We start from the raw sequence: 16,766 nt of genomic DNA, 5'->3' as shown, positions 1-16,766 counted from the left end.
GTTTGGGGCCGCATTGCGGCCCCAATCATTTCACCCGCGGGCGTCGCGGTCGCGCAGGCCCAGCAGATACAGCACACCATCCAGGCCCAGGGTCGAAATCGCCTGCTTGGCCGACTGGCGCACCAGTGGCTTGGCGCGGAAGGCCACACCGAGGCCGGCCAGCGACAGCATCGGCAGGTCGTTGGCGCCGTCACCTACGGCGATGGTCTGCTCCAGTTGCAGGCCCTCCTCGCTCGCCAGCTGCTGTAGCAGCTCGGCTTTACGCTGGGCGTCGACGATCGGCTCGACGGCCACGCCGGTAACCTTGCCGTCGACCACTTCCAGCTCGTTGGCGAACACATAGTCGATGCCCAGGCGCGCCTGCACCTGCTTGGCAAAGTATGTGAAGCCGCCAGAAAGAATGGCCGTCTTGTAGCCCATACGCTTGAGTTCGGCGAACAGGTTTTCGGCGCCTTCGGTCAGGCGCAGTGAAGCACCGATTTCATCCAGCACGCCGACATCCAGGCCCTTGAGCAGCGCCATGCGCTCCTTGAAGCTGGCGCGGAAGTCCAGTTCGCCGCGCATCGCCCGTTCGGTGATGGCTGCCACCTGCTCACCAACACCCGCCGCCTTGGCCAGCTCATCGATGACCTCGGCCTCGATCAGTGTCGAATCCATGTCGAACACCGCCAGGCGGCGGTTGCGACGGAACAGGTCGTCCTTCTGGAAGGCGATGTCGACGTTCAACGCTTCGGACAACGCGAAGAAGTCGGCACGCAGCGCCTGGGCATCGCTCGGCTCGCCGCGTACGGAAATTTCCAGTGCAGCTTTGCCTTTTTCGCTCTGCGCATCCAGGGCAACGCGTGCGGACAACCGCTCGATGCGCTCGATGGTCAGACCATATTGGCTGATCACCGCACTGACGCGCTGCAGTTGCTCCGGGGTGATCTTGCGGCTGAGGACGCTGGCGATGTAGCGCGGCTCACCCTGGCCGTCGGCCCAGTGCTGGTAGTCTGCTTCGGAAATCGGGGTGTAGCGGGCCTGCAGGTTCAGCTCGTGGGCCTTGGACTGCACGCTTTGCAGCAGGCCAGTGGCCACTTCGTTATCGGGGATATCGACCAGAATGCCGAACGACAGTGTGCCGTGCATGACCGCCAGGCCGATGTCGAGAATGTTCACTGCGCCCTGGAGCAGGACGCCGGTGATGGCGGCGGTAAGACCGGGGCGGTCCTCTCCGGTGATGTTGATCAGGACGATTTCGCGCACAACTGGCTCCGACTTCGATGAAAAATGCGCATTCTACCGATTTTCCATGACCATCGGGCGCCAACGATACTTTGCCGACAAAACTCTGATCGCTATACTGCGCAACACTTTCATGCCATTAAGAGCCGCGCTCTGTGAACCGGCCCACGCCCGTCAAACCAGACAACTTCTTCCTCATGATCTTCCGTGCCCTGCGCCAACGTCGTGTTCCCCTGGCACTGCGCATCGCCTGCACCAATATATTCCTGGTGGCGCTGGCGTTGGTGATCTATGCCTGCGTCATGGGCCTGCAGTTCAAGCAGGCGATGCACGAGCAGGCCGACGCCCTTGGCCAGAGCCTGACCACCCAGACCGCCACCTCGGCGACCGAGCTGCTGGTGTCCAACGACATCCTCAGCCTCAACGTGCTGCTGGGCAACCTGGTGAAGAACCCGCTGGTGGCCCATGCGGCGATCTACAGCGTGGACAACCGCATCCTGGCCGAAGCCGGGCAGCGCCCGCGCAACAGCCTGCTGGGCAAATCGGAAGGCCTGTACCAGACCAAGATCACCTTCCAGGACGTGACCGCCGGGCAATTGCGCATCAGCCTGGACATGAGCCAGTTCCAGCAGCCGATGCTGATCAGCCTGCAGAGCATGGGCATCCTTGCCGCGATCCTGCTGGCCCTGGCGCTGAGCCTGAGCCTGCGCCAAGGCCGCCACATCACCCTGCCGTTGCTGCAGCTGCGAGTATGGCTGCGTGACCCGCACCCCTACACCCCGGCAACCGATCGTCAGGACGAGATCGGCGATATCGCCCGTCAGTTGCACGCGCGCCTGGCGCCGCCGCCACCGCCAGAGCCGGAACCTGAGCCGGAGGAAGAAGAGGACGAGTTCGACGACCTGCACGAGGTTGCCGCACCGGTCAAAGCTGCGCCACGTGCCAAGGTTGCCGCCGTGGATGACGACGAAGACGATGAGACGGCCTTTGCCGGCCTGCTGGACAACGATGAGCCCGCGCCCAAGGCCATCGTGGTCGAATCCGATGAGCCACAGCACAGCGCAGTGCTGGCCGTGCAACTGGGTTCTCAGGAGCAACTGCGCCGCCTGCCCCGCACCCGCCTGACCGAGCTGCTGGAGCGCTACCGCGACTGCCTGGAACAGGCGGCGTCGCTCTACGAAGGTGAAACCCATACGCTCAACGACGGCAGCACCCTGGTGCTGTTCCACAGCCGTGATTGCGGCGAAGACTACCTGACCAACGCCATCTGCTGCGGCGAGCTGCTGCGAGCACTGGGCCACGCCCTGCAAATCGAGGTGGCCGACAGTGGCATCACCCTGCAACTGCAGCTGGGCCTGACCCTGGGCGATGACCTGCAGGGGTTGGAACAGGTCGACCTGCTGATGGCCGAGAAGGCCCAGGACGCCCTGGCCCTGTCTCAGCACAGCCGCAACCTGCTGTTGGTGGAGCGGCAGATCAGCGATGACGCCCTGATCCGCCAGCGTGCGCGAATCCGGCCGATTGCCAGCCCAGAAGGGGCCTGTTGCGTCGAGCGGTTGATGGAGCCTTACCCATCAATGCTGGAGCGGCAATTGGCGCGGATGCACGAGCGCAGGCCTTGATAGAGGCTGGAACAGCAGACACAAAAAAGCCCGCGAGAATGCGGGCTTTTTTGTAGCTGGTGTAAGCATCAGAACCGATAGACTTCCATATCGGTGCGAATCGGCGAAGCCATCGGGATCTTCGATTTCTCTGGCGCTTTCTTGACCTGAACCGGAGCAGCAGGCTTTTTCGGCGCCTCTTCGGCGATTGCCGGCTGATTGGCCAGCGGCTTGACCGCAGTGCTCAATTGCTCTGCCAACTTCTGCAGCAGCTGACCTTGCGCCTGCACCTGCGACGACTCAGTGCCTTCGTGTTGCTGCTCAAGGTGAACGATGCGGTTATCGCGCACATTGCCGCGACGGTCGAGCAAACGCCATTGGGCGTCGAGTATGGCCGGCTGGTTCTTGCCCGAGTCCAGGCGGGTGATCGACAGCAACACCTGCACATCCGGCGAGAAACCGGTGCTGGCCGGAGCCAGGACCACGCGCTGGCTATCCAGGCGCCAGGCCAGCTGGCGCACCAGCAGTTGGTCGATATCTGCCGACAGGCTGCCAGCCCAACGACCGTCCGTCGCCGAACTCAGGCTGCCATCGGCCTGACGCTGCAAAAAGGTTTCGCGCTGCAGGTAATCGGCGACCGACACCGGGCCGAGCACCACGGCCATGCCCGCACTCTGCGAAGGCTGGCCAGGATCACCGCTGTCGAGCTGATACAGGGCAACCGGCTGATGCATGCTGCACCCGCTCAGCCCCAGCAAGCCCGTCATCAACAGCGCAAATGGAAGGCGCAGAAATTTCATTCATCCCATCCAGGCGGTCGCCACCAGGCTAACCGCAGTGATACTGATATAGATTCAATCTGGCACACGGCCACGCCGGCACCGAAGGGGCACTATCATCCGCGAAATATCGGCTCGACTCCAGCATTTCTGCCTGGAACGGCGCTGAAATTGCCGTCCCAGACATTTCACGAGGTTACGCCGGGCCTTCCACCAGCAACCCGTCGACGCGCTGGAACCCGCGTGGCAGCTTGCTGCCGCGCCGCCCACGCTCACCCTTGTAGTGCTCAAGGTCGTCTGGCTTCAGAGACAGGGTACGCTTGCCAGCTTGCAATACAAGCGTCGCACCCTCGGCAATCACTGCCAGATCTGTGACATATTCCTCACGGCTGGCGACTCGATCACCGGGCACACCGATGATCTTGTTGCCCTTGCCCTTGCCCAGCTGAGGCAGGTCGGCGACTTTGAAGACCAGCAGACGGCCTTCGGTGGTGACAGCGGCCAGCCAGTCCTGCTCACGGTTGGCCACCGGACGCGGGCTGATCACCCTGGCACCGTTGGGCAGGCTGAGCAGGCCTTTGCCCGCCTTGTTCTTGGCTTGCAGGTCTTCACCTTTGACCACGAAGCCGTAACCGGCATCGGAAGCCACCACGTAAAGCGCATCATCTTCCGGCAACAGTACGCATTCGAAGGTCGCCCCCGGCGGCGGCGTCAGGCGGCCGGTCAGTGGCTCACCCTGGCCACGCGCCGATGGCAGCGTATGCGCGGCCACCGAATAACTGCGCCCGGTGGAGTCGATCAGTACGGCAAACTGGTTGGAGCGCCCCGCCGCCGCAGCCTTGAAGCCGTCACCCGCCTTGTAGGAAAGCCCAGTGGCATCAATGTCATGCCCCTTGGCGCAGCGCACCCAGCCTTTTTCCGACAATACGACGGTGACCGGCTCGGTCGGCATCAGCTCGTTTTCCGACAAGGCCTTGGCTTCGGCGCGTTCGACGATTGGCGAACGGCGGTCGTCGCCGTAGGTTTCGGCGTCCTTGATCAGCTCGCTGCGGACCAGCTTGCGCAGCTTGGCATCGCTGCCGAGCAGGGCCAGCAGCTTGGCCTGCTCCTTGAGCAGCTCGTCTTGCTCGCCACGGATTTTCATCTCTTCCAGGCGTGCCAATTGGCGCAGGCGGGTCTCAAGAATGTAATCGGCCTGAATTTCGGTCAGGTCGAACCGGGCGATCAGGGCCTGCTTGGGGTGCTCTTCGGTGCGGATGATGTGGATCACTTCATCCAGGTTGAGGAAGGCGGTGAGCAAACCTTCCAACAAGTGCAGGCGCTTCTCGACCTTCTCCAGGCGGTGCTGGAGGCGGCGACGAACGGTACCAATCCGGTATTCAAGCCACTCCAGCAGCAAGGCGCGCAGGTTTTTCAGCTGCGGCCGGCCGTCCAGGCCGATGATATTGACGTTGACCCGGTAGCTGCTTTCCAACTCGGTGGTCGCGAACAGATGCTGCATCAGCTCGCCGGCATCCACGCGGTTGGAGCGCGGAATGATGACGATGCGGCACGGGTTCTCGTGGTCCGATTCGTCGCGCAGGTCGGCAACCATCGGCAGCTTCTTGGCCTGCATCTGCGCGGCGATCTGCTCCAGCACCTTGGCCCCGGAGACCTGGTGCGGCAGCGCGGTGACGACGATGTCGCCGTCTTCTACACGGTACACGGCGCGCATGCGGATCGAACCGCGGCCGCTTTCGTAGATTTTCAGGATCTCAGAGCGCGGCGTGATGATCTCGGCTTCGGTCGGGTAGTCCGGGCCCTGGATGTGCTCGCACAGCTGCTCCAGGGTGGCCTTGGGCTCGTCGAGCAGGCGCACGCAGGCACTGGCCACTTCACGCAGGTTATGCGGTGGTACGTCAGTGGCCATGCCCACGGCGATGCCGGTGGTGCCGTTGAGCAGGATGTTTGGCAAACGCGCCGGCAATACGGCCGGTTCCTGCAAGGTGCCATCGAAGTTCGGCACCCAGTCCACTGTGCCCTGGCCCAGTTCACCGAGCAGTACTTCGGAATAGCGCGAGAGACGCGCCTCGGTGTAGCGCATGGCAGCGAACGACTTCGGATCGTCCGGCGCACCCCAGTTGCCCTGCCCGTCCACCAGCGTATAGCGGTAGCTGAACGGCTGGGCCATCAGCACCATGGCTTCGTAGCAGGCCGAGTCGCCGTGGGGGTGGAACTTACCGAGCACGTCACCGACGGTACGCGCCGACTTCTTGTGCTTGGAATCGGCATCCAGCCCCAACTCGCTCATGGCATAGACGATGCGTCGCTGCACGGGCTTGAGGCCATCGCCGATGTGCGGCAAGGCCCGGTCCATGATCACGTACATGGAATAGTTGAGGTAGGCCTGTTCGGTGAAGTCAGCCAGCGAGCGGCGTTCGACGCCGTCGAGGCTGAGTTCCAATGGGTCGCTCATGCGGGCCTCGTTATTTCAGGTTCTGGCGCAGCAGCATGGTGCCGCCGCGCTGGGTAAATTCAAGTTGTTTCAGGGCACTCATGCCGAGCAGCACGGTCTGCCCGTCCAGCCCCGGCACCACCAGCGCACGCACGCCCTGCAGGCGGATGTCGCCCAGTTGCAGGCTGTCCAGGCGGGTCCGGTAGCCTTCCGTACGGCCATTGGCAGTGCTGAGGATGACCGGGCTGCCACGCTGCAAGCCCAGATCGCGGGCCAGCGCTTCGGGGATCGCCACGTCGGTGGCGCCGGTGTCGAGCATGAAGTGCACCACCTTGCCGTTGATCGCGCCGTCTGCCACGAAATGGCCCTGGCCATTGCCCAGCAAGCGAACTTCGATGAAGCCTTCGCCGTGTTCGGACTGTACCTGGCTGTTGGGGTTGCGCTCACGCGCCTCCCACTCACCGAAAAAGCGCGTGGCCAGGAACAGCGCCGCCGCCCAGGCGAGGACCATCAGCACCCGGCCCGCACGCTTGCCCGGCGGCTGGCTCATGGTTTGCCACTCCAGCCGCCTTCGGGTACGGCAAAACGCCAGACGATCGGCCGGCTTTCGCCATCGGCGCGATCACCGTTGTTGTTGTCCACGCCGATCCAGGCGCCCTTGGCATCGACCACCAAGGCTTCAGCCAGGCCGAACGGCTGATCGTAGCGGCGCTCGGGCACCAGTGCGTCAGCAGCGAACGACCAGCAGCGCTCTACCTTACCGCTGTCGACGTCCCGGCGGCAGACGCGGTAGGCATTGCGTTCGAGGGTGAACAGCTTGCCGTCGAACCAGGCCAGGTCGGCAAAGTCGCGCGAAAGCGCGCGGGCATTGGGCATTTGCGCCGGTTGCATCTCGACTCCGGCCTCGCTCAACAGCACGCAACTGCGCCCGCACGTCCACACCGACTGCTGCCGCTCGATCTTCACCAGGCCGCGGCGCTCACGTTCGGCTGCCAACCACATCCGGTCACCCGTCGGGCTGATCGCCAGGCCTTCGAACAGCGCATTGAATTGCAGCAACATGCCGCTGGCGCGAGCCTGGCGAATCATCGCCGGGTCGATCCTCAGCCATTCTGGCTCCCCAACGACCGGCAATTGCAGCACCGCTGCATGGGCTTCGCTGACCAGGTAGAGGTTACCGTCCTGGTCGCAGGTGATGCCTTCGTAATCCAGTTCGCCGCCGCGGATGTGCGACACCGCCCAGTTACGCGACTTCAACCCCCACGGCAAGCCGCTGTCAGGTACCGGTGGCGGGGTGAACGTCAGCGGCTGGGCGCGCCAGACGCCGTTCTGCTGGTCGAGGCGGTAGATGCGGTCATCGTCACGGTCGGAAACACCCCAGAGCGCGCCCCGGCAAAAGGCCAGGCCCGAGAGGTTGCCGCCGCGCATGCCGTCGATCGGATGCTCGGATGTCAACTTCAGCTCCGGCCAGTTGCCTGCCAGGCTCGGCAAGGCAACCAGCGCGAGTAACGCTGCGACAAACAGACGAATCAAACCAGAACCTCGGCCAGGTTACCTTTGGTCTCCAGCCAGTTCTTGCGATCGCTGGCGCGCTTCTTGGCCAACAGCATGTCCATGATCTCGGTGGTGCCCGCCAGGTCGTCCAGGGTCAGCTGGACCAGGCGCCGGGTGTTCGGGTCCATGGTGGTTTCACGCAGTTGCGGCGGGTTCATCTCGCCCAGGCCCTTGAATCGGGTGACCTGTGGCTTGCCGCGCTTCTTCTCGGCCACCAGCCGGTCGAGGATGCCGTCGCGCTCGGCTTCGTCGAGGGCGTAGTAGATTTCCTTGCCCAGGTCGATGCGGTACAGCGGTGGCATGGCGACATAGACGTGGCCCGCCTCGACCAGCGGGCGGAAGTGCTGGACGAACAGCGCACACAGCAGGGTTGCGATGTGCAGTCCATCGGAGTCGGCGTCGGCGAGGATGCAGATTTTGCCGTAGCGCAGTTGCGACAGGTCGGCTGCGCCAGGGTCCACGCCGATGGCCACGGCGATGTTGTGCACTTCCTGGCTGGCCAGAACTTCGCCACCGTCCACTTCCCAGGTGTTGAGGATTTTCCCACGCAGCGGCAGGATGGCTTGGAACTCCTTGTCCCGCGCCTGCTTGGCCGAACCACCGGCGGAGTCACCCTCGACCAGGAACAGTTCGGCGCGCATGGGGTCCTGCCCGGCGCAGTCGGCCAGTTTGCCTGGCAAGGCCGGGCCCTGAGTGACGCGCTTGCGCTCTACCTTCTTGCTCGCCTTGAGGCGCCGTCCGGCGTTGCTGATGGCCAGTTCCGCCAACTGCATGCCCACCTCGGGGTGGGCATTGAGCCACAGGCTGAAGGCGTCCTTGACCACACCTGAAACGAACGCTGCTGCCTCGCGGGACGACAGGCGTTCTTTGGTCTGGCCGGAGAACTGCGGCTCCTGCATCTTCATCGAAAGGACGAAGGTGATGCGTTCCCAGACGTCTTCCGGCGCCAGCTTGACCCCGCGCGGCAACAGGTTGCGGAATTCGCAGAACTCGCGCATGGCATCGAGCAGGCCCTGACGCAGGCCGTTGACGTGGGTGCCGCCCTGGGCCGTGGGGATCAGGTTGACGTAGCTTTCCTGAACGCTGTCACCGCCCTCGGGCAGCCACAGCAAGGCCCAGTCCACGGCTTCCTTGTTGCCAGCCAGGCTGCCGCAGAACGGCTCGTCCGGCAGGCGCAGGTAGTCGCTGACCGAATCGACCAGGTAGGAACGCAGGCCGTCCTCGTAGTGCCACTCGACCTTCTCGCCGCTGGCCTTGTCCTCGAAGCTGACCAGCAGGCCCGGGCACAGCACGGCCTTGGCCTTGAGCACGTGCTTGAGGCGGCTGATGGAAAACTTCGGCGAATCGAAATATTTGGGATCCGGGCTGAAGTACACGCTGGTGCCGGTGTTGCGCTTGCCGACCGTGCCGACCACCTCCAGCTCGCTGGCCTTGAAGCCATCGGCGAAGGTCATCTGGTATTCGTTGCCGTCGCGTTTGACGCGCACGCGCACCTGGGTCGACAGGGCGTTGACTACCGAAATACCGACGCCGTGCAGGCCGCCGGAGAACTGATAGTTCTTGTTGGAGAACTTGCCACCGGCGTGCAGCTTGGTGAGGATCAGCTCGACCCCCGAGACGCCCTCTTCAGGGTGAATATCCACCGGCATGCCACGGCCATCGTCGCTGACCTCCAGGGAGTGGTCGGCATGCAGGATGACCTGCACCGAACGGGCGTGGCCCGCCAGCGCTTCGTCGACACTGTTGTCGATGACTTCCTGGGCCAGGTGGTTCGGCCGGCTGGTATCGGTGTACATGCCCGGGCGTTTACGGACCGGGTCAAGGCCCGAGAGGACTTCGATGGCGTCTGCGTTATAGGCGCTAGCGCTGGGATTGGCCATGGGTTCTCGTCGTCAGTCTGGTGAATGCAAAAAGATCAAAATACAGAAAAATCGAGTGCCGCATACTGCCCCCGGGCAACCCCGGCGAAGGCCAGCAGGGCCGGAATCTGTGCGGCGAAGCCCTGGTAACTGTGGTCGCCACCGGCATGGATACGCAGGGCGCAGGCGCGGTAATACTGCGCGGCGTGGCGATAATCCAGGGTTTCATCGGCCGTCTGCAACCACACTTGATAGCGGCTGGCATCAAGGGGGGCAGGCACTTCCAGTTCGGCCAAGGCGTGCACGTGGTCCTGGGTCAACTCCCAGGTTTCGTCGGTGTAATGATTGCGCTGGGTGCCAAGGTAGCCGTCGAACAGCTTGTGCGGGGTAACCGCCGGGTTGATCAGCAGCGCCTTGAGGCCATGGCGCTCGGCCAGATGGGTGGCATAGTAGCCGCCGAGCGAACTACCGACCAGCAGGGGCGCACCCAGCTCGGCGATGGCTGCTTCAAGCTGTGCGATGGCCTGACGCGGATGATGGTGCAAGGCGGGCACCCGCAACTGGCTCGACAGGCCCAGCTGCAGCATCACGGCCTCCAGCTGGCGCGCCTTGGTGGAGAGCGGTGAGCTGTTCAAGCCATGGATATAGAGGATGGAACCCGACATGCTGCCCCCAAAAATCTTAGGCTTCGCGCCCGAGGGTGCGGGCGCAGGGATGCGCAGTGTAGCGTGTTCGTCGGGTTTTGGCGTGACAGCGGGATTTTCGCAACAATTTATCTGTAGGAGCGGATTCATCCGCGATCACCGGCAAAGCCGGTGCCATCCACCGCGTCGCCTGCTTCGCGGCTGAAGCCGCTCCCACAGGTTTACCGCTAGTAGCCAGAGCTATTGAAGTCGAGCTTCACTTCGAAGTCCGTCGCCCGCTCTACCCCCGTTTCCAGCCGACCGTCGCCATACAGCCGCAACCACCGATACCCAGGCTGCTCCTCGCTCACCTTGAAGTCTTCGCTGCCAGCCGCGAACTGGATACAGGTCGAGGGCGTTGCCAGCAGCCGCAGTCCACCGCGCTGCTCATCCCATTCCTGGTGGATATGCCCCCAGAGCAACGCTTTCACCTGTGGATAACCGTCCAAGCGGCGCAGCAACTCGTCGGCATTGCGCAAGCCAATCGGAGCGATCCAGGCGCAGCCGATATCCACCGGTTGATGGTGGCAGCACACCAGGCAGTGGCGCTCACCGGCTGTCGCCAGCGCCTCATCCAGCACGGCCAACTGTTCCGCTTCAAGCAAACCATGGGTCGCGCCAATCACCGCCGAGTTGAGCATCACCACGCGCCATGCACCCACATCGGTTACCGCCTGCACCAGCTCCGGCGCCACTTCGGCCATGACCTTGGCCTCATCATGGTTGCCCGGCAGCCAGCGGGTTGGCACGCCGAATTCGCCGGTCAGCTCACGAAACGCCTGGTAGGACGCGACACTGCCATCCTGAGACAGGTCGCCGGTACACAACAACAGGTCGACACGCGGCTGCTCACGCCGCACCTGGGCAATCACATGCCGGAGGCTGTCGCGGGTGCGCAGGCCCAGCAGCGTGCCTGCGGGGTCGGCGAACAAATGGGCGTCGGTCAGTTGCACCACGTAAACGGGTGCATCGGATAGGTCTGGGCGCGGCACCGGCCGTCTCCTCGTGCGGATTCAGCGGGAATTATGGCGGCGTAAGAGTTGCAAGCAAACACCCGAACCCGACCGCCTTCACAATTCAGCGCACGCTTGCCAGTTCGTGGCCGCAGGCCAGGCAATGGCTCAGCCATTCGCCGAGGAACAGATTGAGCTGGGCCTTTTCATCCGGCTGATGCATGGCCTGGTTCGGATAGGGGTAGATACTGCGTAGGCGTCGGGTGTGTTCGGCGCTGACCACTTCGGCCATGCGCGCATCGTGGTACACCTGCACCTCCAGGTGCGGCACCGGCAGCCACGGCAGGCTGTGCTCCTGGCGCACCCGCAAGGTGGTGGTGTACGGGCAGGCGAGCAGCACGTCGAGCACCAGCACCCCGAGCATCTGGTCGCCCTGGGTCATGCCGATGCGCCGCGAGCTCTGGGTGGTGCGCATGTCGGGCAGCAGGCGCATGAGCCGGGCGTAATTGGCCTCGCAGGCTGCTTGCAGCCCGGCCAGATCGACCCGATAACGCTCACGCAGCAGGTTCACTTCCACATACCTCGTACTTCGTCGCGGTTCAGCGCCAGCCATTGCAAACCGATGATAGTTGCCGCATTGCAGATGCACCCATCGCGCACGGCCTGCAAGGCATCCTCGAACGACCAGACGCGCACGCGGATGTCCTCGCCCTCTTCTTCCAGGCCGTGCAGGCCACCGGCGCCTTCACTGCTGCAGTGGCCGAGGAACAGGTGCACGTATTCATCGCTGCCGCCCGGCGACGGGAAGTAGCGGGTCATTGGCCACAGTGCGCTAAAGGTCAGACCGGCTTCTTCTTCGGCTTCGCGGTGGGCGACTTCTTCGGGCTGTTCGTCCTTGTCGATCAGGCCGGCGACCAACTCGATCAACCAGGGATTGTCGGTCTTGCCCAACGCCCCCACGCGAAACTGCTCGATCAGCACCACTTCATCACGCTGCGGATCATAAGGCAGCACGCACACGGCATCGTGGCGCACGAACAGTTCGCGGCTGATCTCACGGCCCATGCCCCCGGCGAACAGCTCATGGCGCAGGCGCAGCTTGTCGAGCTTGTAGAAGCCCTGGAAGCAGTTGGCCCGCTCGATGATATCGAAACCCTTGGGCACTGAATTCAACGTGTCTGACATGGAAACCCTCATTACCTCGGATACTGCTTCGCGCCATCCTACTCTGCACGCTTTCCCGTTTCACCCCTTTCCGGTAACCGTTCGCGCACTCGGGACAGCGGGTCTACTGTCTGTTAGCTTAGTGGCGAACTGAAGGCCGCGCAGGCGGTCAAAGGGCGACTTTATCTGTACTGCAAGGATCATCATGACACTTGTCAAACTGACTTCCGTGGCTGTGCTGGCCTTGGCCCTCGGTGCCTGCCAGAGCCTGTTCACGCCCAATTACCGTGCCCCGCTGGAGGTCAAGCGCGACGCCTGGGAACACGTGAAGCCCGGCTGCAGCGCCAGCGACTGCCCGCTGGTGAATATCGACACCATCCACTTCCCCGATCTGCCCAAGCTCGACGCCATCGTCGAAAAACGCCTGTTGCAGCTGACCGAAGACAACCAGCATGGCACCGCCCCCAGCACTTTGCAGGCGTACGAACAGCAATACCTGGCCACCGCCGACAAACGCAACAGCAGCTACCTGCAAGCCAAGGTACGCGAGCAGCATGACGGGCTGGTGATCATCGAGCTGTCCAGCTACCTCGACAGCGGCGGCGCCCACGGCATGCCGGGCCGCGGCTTCATCAACTATTCGCGCAAGCTGGACAAGGTGCTGACCCTGCAGGACATGCTGCTGCCGGGCCAGGAAGAAACCTTCTGGAAGACGGTCGAGGAATCGCACCGCGCCTGGTTGATCAGCGTGGGCATGGACAAGGACGCCGAGTTCGTCAAAACCTGGCCGTTCAAGAAGTCGCCGCACATCGCCCTGACGTACGGCGCAGTCGTGGTCAAGTATGAGGTCTACTCCATCGCGCCCTATTCCATGGGCCACGTGGAGTTGAAGCTCCCCTACCCGCGCCTGAACGGTGTGCTCAAGCCCGAACTGTTTCCCGGGCGCGGCTGAAGCTCAGTAGCAGATGCAGCCCACCTGCCAGCAGCAATGCTGGCAGGGTCGCGCCCAGCTCCGGCGCTTGCGCGGCAATCAGGTGATACGCCGCCACACCCACCGCCCATGCCAGCAGTGCCTGCCAGTGCAAACCGTCGACCTGCGCGGGCAAGCGGCGGCGGCGGATCACGTAGTGGTCCATCAGCACCACGCCGAACAGCGGCGCGAACACCGAGCCGATCAGCAGCAGGAAGTTCTCGTACTGGGCCAGCGGCGCCAGCAGGGCGATCAGCGTGCACAGCACGCCGATGACCAAGGCCAGGTGCTCGACTTTCACTCGCACCAGCATCCCGGTCGATACCGCCGCCGAGTGGATATCGGCGAAGGCTTTTTCTGATTCGTCCAACAGGATCAGCAGCAACGGAATACCCATCCCGGCGCCGGCCAGGGCCAGCAGCAACGCGTTGGCCTCACTGCTCGGGGCAAAGGCCAGGGTGTAGGCCACGCCCAGGCTCATCAGCCAGGTATTGCCGATGAAATACCCCAATACCGTGCCGCCGAAGACATGCCGGCCATTGCGGGCGAAGCGGGAGTAGTCGGCGATCAGCGGCAACCAGGACAGCGGCATGGCGATGACGATGTCGAAACCGACGGCCAGCGACATCGAGCCGTCCCCCGCGCGGCGCCACAACTCGCCCAGGTCGGCCTTGGCGAACAGGTTCCAGGTCAGCCAGAGGCACGCGCCCAGCAGCACCCAGATGCCCCATTTGCGCAGTACCTTGCGCACGAACGCCAGCGGCCCGCTCACCGCCAGCAGGGTGGCCAGGCCACCGAAGCACAGGGTCCAGAGCATCGGGCTGTTCCACAGGCTGCCTTCGCCGAATGCGCGCGCACCCAGCAGGCTGGCCGCGTCACGCATGACGATGATCTCGAAGGCGCCCCAGCCAACCAGTTGCAGCAGGTTGAGCAGCGCCGGCAAGCGCACGCCGTGGCTGCCCAGGCTAAGGCGCAGGGTGCCCATGGCGGAGAGGCCGGTGTCGCTGCCGATCACGCCGGCGGCCCCCAGCAACAGCACGCCCACGCCAGTGCCGAGGGCGATGGCCAATACCGCGCCGGCCAGGCCAAGGCCTGGGGCGAGCATGGCGCCGACCTGCAGGACCATCAGGCCGATGCCGAGGGAGAACCACAGCGAGAACAGGTCGCGGCCGCCGAACGGGCGCTGGGTGGTGGGGACCGGGTGGTCAGGGGAGAAGTGGCTGGGGGTTGTCATTGTGCTTATCGCCGCAAATGTTGGGATAGATACCGGTCCCTCTGTGGGAGCAAGCTCCCACAGAGGTTGTGAAGTGCCTTACACCTTGTGATACAGCTGGCTGCCTTCCTGGCGGAACCGCTCGGCCTGCTCGCGCATGCCTTGCTCGACCGAAACGTCCACGGTCTCGATCCTGGCGGCGTACTCACGCACTTCCTGGGTGATCTTCATCGAGCAGAACTTCGGCCCGCACATCGAGCAGAAGTGCGCGACCTTGGCCGATTCCTTCGGCAGGGTCTCGTCGTGGAAGGCGCGTGCAGTGTCCGGGTCCAGGCCGAGGTTGAACTGGTCTTCCCAACGGAACTCGAACCGCGCCTTGGACAAGGCGTTGTCACGGATCTGCGCACCGGGGTGGCCCTTGGCAAGGTCGGCGGCATGCGCGGCGATCTTGTAGGTGATGATGCCGGTCTTGACGTCATCCTTGTTCGGCAGGCCCAAGTGTTCTTTCGGCGTGACGTAACAGAGCATGGCGCAGCCGAACCAGCCGATCATCGCCGCGCCGATACCCGAGGTGATGTGGTCGTAACCGGGGGCAATGTCGGTGGTCAGCGGGCCGAGGGTGTAGAACGGCGCCTCGTCGCAGCACTCCAGCTGCTTGTCCATGTTCTCTTTGATCAACTGCATCGGCACATGGCCCGGGCCTTCGATCATGCACTGAACGTCGTGCTTCCAGGCGATCTTGGTCAGCTCGCCGAGGGTTTCCAGTTCGCCGAACTGCGCCGCATCGTTGGCGTCGGCGATCGAGCCCGGACGCAGGCCGTCACCCAGCGAGAAGCTGACGTCGTAGGCCTTCATGATTTCGCAGATCTCATCGAAATGCGTGTACAGGAAGTTTTCCTGGTGGTGCGCCAGGCACCACTTGGCCATGATCGAACCGCCCCGGCTGACAATGCCGGTGACCCGCTTGGCGGTCAGCGGCACGTAGCGCAGCAGCACACCGGCATGGATGGTGAAATAGTCCACGCCCTGCTCGGCCTGTTCGATCAGGGTGTCGCGGAACAGCTCCCAGGTCAGGTCCTCGGCCACGCCGTTGACCTTCTCCAGGGCCTGGTAGATCGGCACAGTGCCGATCGGCACCGGCGAGTTGCGGATGATCCACTCGCGGGTTTCGTGGATGTGCTTGCCGGTGGACAGGTCCATGACCGTGTCCGAGCCCCAGCGAATGCCCCAGGTCAGCTTGGCCACTTCTTCCTCGATCGAGGAGCCCAGGGCGCTGTTGCCGATGTTGCCGTTGATCTTCACCAGGAAGTTGCGGCCGATGATCATCGGCTCCAGCTCCGTGTGGTTGATGTTGGCCGGGATGATCGCGCGGCCGCGGGCGATTTCTTCGCGCACGAACTCGGCGGTGATCTCTTTCGGGATGTTGGCGCCGAAGCTGTGGCCGGCGTGCTGCTGGTTGAGCAAACCTGCGGCGCGCGCCTCCTGCAGCTTCATGTTCTCGCGGATGGCAACGTATTCCATCTCGGCGGTGATGATGCCCTGGCGGGCGTAGTGCATCTGCGAGACGTTGGCGCCGGCCTTGGCGCGGCGCGGGTTGCGCACGTGGTTGAAGCGCAGCTTGGCAAGCTCGGCATCGTTCAGGCGCTGCTGGCCAAAGTTCGAGCTCAGGCCGCCCAGGCGCTCGGTGTCGCCACGCGCGTCGATCCAGGCGGACCGAACATCGGCCAGGCCTTTGCGTACGTCGATGATGACGTTCGGGTCGGTGTACGGGCCGGACGTGTCATACACCAGCACCGGGGCGTTGCTTTCGCCGCCGAAGTCGGTGGGGGTGTCGTGCAGGCTGATTTCGCGCATCGGCACGCGGATGTCCGGGCGCGAACCTTCGACATAGACCTTGCGCGAACGCGGAAACGGTTGCACGGACTGCTGATCGACTTGCGCCGACTCACTGAGGTTGATCGTTTTTTCTTGTTTGGTCATCACAGGCTCTCCAGACGGCTTCCAAGCGGGCGGAATGTCGGGGTGAACCTGAAAGAGGCGGACGCACTCGTAGACGAGTGCAGTGCGAGGACGAGGTGCCATGAGCCGCAAGCAGCTGAGACATTCCCGGACCTTGCACAAGAGGCTCCCCGGGAAGGCGAGCAATCTTGTTCCCTACGCAGGCGCTAACCTGATCAGGTTCAACGGGATCCGCACCTATGCGATCTCAGCCTTTGCTTCAAGGCACCCCGACAAGAACATGCGCAGTCTAGACTGGAGTGGTCGGCAAAGCCAAGCGGGTAAATGGTAGCGATGATGAAAGGCGCACGCGGCGATTGTTGCCGACTGCGCT

General features: G+C 63.6%; 14 protein-coding genes and 1 riboswitch. Of the genes, 2 read left to right on the top strand and 12 right to left on the bottom strand.

The annotated features are described in order from the left end of the window. Positions 1-30: 30 nt before the first annotated feature. On the bottom strand, positions 31-1,245 hold the full coding sequence (serB, locus tag ACIQUF_RS19055) for a phosphoserine phosphatase SerB (RefSeq protein WP_403134185.1): 1,215 nt from the start codon (positions 1,243-1,245) through the stop codon (positions 31-33). A gap of 134 nt (positions 1,246-1,379) precedes the next feature. On the opposite strand from serB, the gene ACIQUF_RS19050 reads away from it, so the two are divergent. Further along, complete coding sequence (locus ACIQUF_RS19050; protein WP_403134182.1) at positions 1,380-2,846, top strand: histidine kinase; 1,467 nt, start codon at positions 1,380-1,382, stop codon at positions 2,844-2,846. Between the two features lie 68 nt (positions 2,847-2,914). On the opposite strand, the gene ACIQUF_RS19045 is transcribed toward ACIQUF_RS19050, so the two are convergent. The 9 genes from ACIQUF_RS19045 to ACIQUF_RS19005 form a co-directional block, all read right to left on the bottom strand. Further along, a complete protein-coding gene (locus ACIQUF_RS19045) occupies positions 2,915-3,625 on the bottom strand; it encodes a membrane integrity-associated transporter subunit PqiC (RefSeq protein ID WP_400796802.1) in 711 nt (236 codons plus the stop codon). A 175-nt stretch (positions 3,626-3,800) separates the two neighbouring features. Further along, on the bottom strand, positions 3,801-6,059 hold the full coding sequence (gene parC / locus ACIQUF_RS19040) for a DNA topoisomerase IV subunit A (RefSeq protein ID WP_403134180.1): 2,259 nt from the start codon (positions 6,057-6,059) through the stop codon (positions 3,801-3,803). Between the two features lie 10 nt (positions 6,060-6,069). After that, positions 6,070-6,588, bottom strand: a complete 519-nt coding sequence (locus tag ACIQUF_RS19035; RefSeq protein ID WP_400796797.1) for a TIGR02281 family clan AA aspartic protease — start codon at positions 6,586-6,588, stop codon at positions 6,070-6,072. Then, positions 6,585-7,571, bottom strand: a complete 987-nt coding sequence (locus ACIQUF_RS19030) for an esterase-like activity of phytase family protein (protein ID WP_403134177.1) — start codon at positions 7,569-7,571, stop codon at positions 6,585-6,587. Before ACIQUF_RS19030 ends, ACIQUF_RS19035 begins: the two co-directional genes overlap by 4 nt. Beyond that, entirely contained in the window at positions 7,568-9,472 is a 1,905-nt protein-coding gene (gene parE / locus ACIQUF_RS19025) for a DNA topoisomerase IV subunit B (protein ID WP_400796792.1), read from the bottom strand. Before parE ends, ACIQUF_RS19030 begins: the two co-directional genes overlap by 4 nt. 35 nt (positions 9,473-9,507) lie before the next feature. Next, positions 9,508-10,116: a YqiA/YcfP family alpha/beta fold hydrolase gene (locus ACIQUF_RS19020; protein WP_403134175.1), complete on the bottom strand. Its 609-nt coding sequence runs from the start codon at positions 10,114-10,116 to the stop codon at positions 9,508-9,510. A gap of 206 nt (positions 10,117-10,322) precedes the next feature. Further along, positions 10,323-11,126 carry a 3',5'-cyclic-AMP phosphodiesterase gene (gene cpdA, locus ACIQUF_RS19015; protein WP_403134174.1) on the bottom strand — a complete coding sequence of 268 codons (804 nt, stop codon included), beginning with the start codon at positions 11,124-11,126 and terminating at the stop codon, positions 10,323-10,325. Positions 11,127-11,211: 85 nt separating this feature from the next. Then, positions 11,212-11,664: a DUF1249 domain-containing protein gene (locus ACIQUF_RS19010; RefSeq protein WP_400796783.1), complete on the bottom strand. Its 453-nt coding sequence runs from the start codon at positions 11,662-11,664 to the stop codon at positions 11,212-11,214. After that, positions 11,655-12,272: an NUDIX domain-containing protein gene (locus tag ACIQUF_RS19005; protein ID WP_403134172.1), complete on the bottom strand. Its 618-nt coding sequence runs from the start codon at positions 12,270-12,272 to the stop codon at positions 11,655-11,657. The genes ACIQUF_RS19010 and ACIQUF_RS19005 overlap by 10 nt, the downstream gene beginning before the upstream one ends. A 184-nt stretch (positions 12,273-12,456) precedes the next feature. Between ACIQUF_RS19005 and ACIQUF_RS19000 the strand changes: the two genes are divergently transcribed. Beyond that, entirely contained in the window at positions 12,457-13,203 is a 747-nt protein-coding gene (locus tag ACIQUF_RS19000) for an RsiV family protein (protein ID WP_403134171.1), read from the top strand. Here the strand turns inward: ACIQUF_RS19000 and cytX are convergent. After that, a complete protein-coding gene (gene cytX / locus ACIQUF_RS18995; protein WP_403134168.1) occupies positions 13,172-14,455 on the bottom strand; it encodes a putative hydroxymethylpyrimidine transporter CytX in 1,284 nt (427 codons plus the stop codon). The two genes, ACIQUF_RS19000 and cytX, sit on opposite strands and share 32 nt — an antisense overlap. Positions 14,456-14,533: 78 nt before the next feature. Next, complete coding sequence (gene thiC, locus ACIQUF_RS18990) at positions 14,534-16,414, bottom strand: phosphomethylpyrimidine synthase ThiC (RefSeq protein WP_403134165.1); 1,881 nt, start codon at positions 16,412-16,414, stop codon at positions 14,534-14,536. Between the two features lie 154 nt (positions 16,415-16,568). Continuing rightward, a riboswitch (TPP riboswitch) is annotated at positions 16,569-16,675 on the bottom strand. Between the last annotated feature and the right edge of the window lie 91 nt (positions 16,676-16,766).

The sequence above is a fragment of the Pseudomonas sp. NPDC090233 genome, from assembly GCF_044772285.1.
Classification (GTDB): domain Bacteria; phylum Pseudomonadota; class Gammaproteobacteria; order Pseudomonadales; family Pseudomonadaceae; genus Aquipseudomonas.
This window is presented reverse-complemented; position numbering and strand designations above follow the sequence as displayed.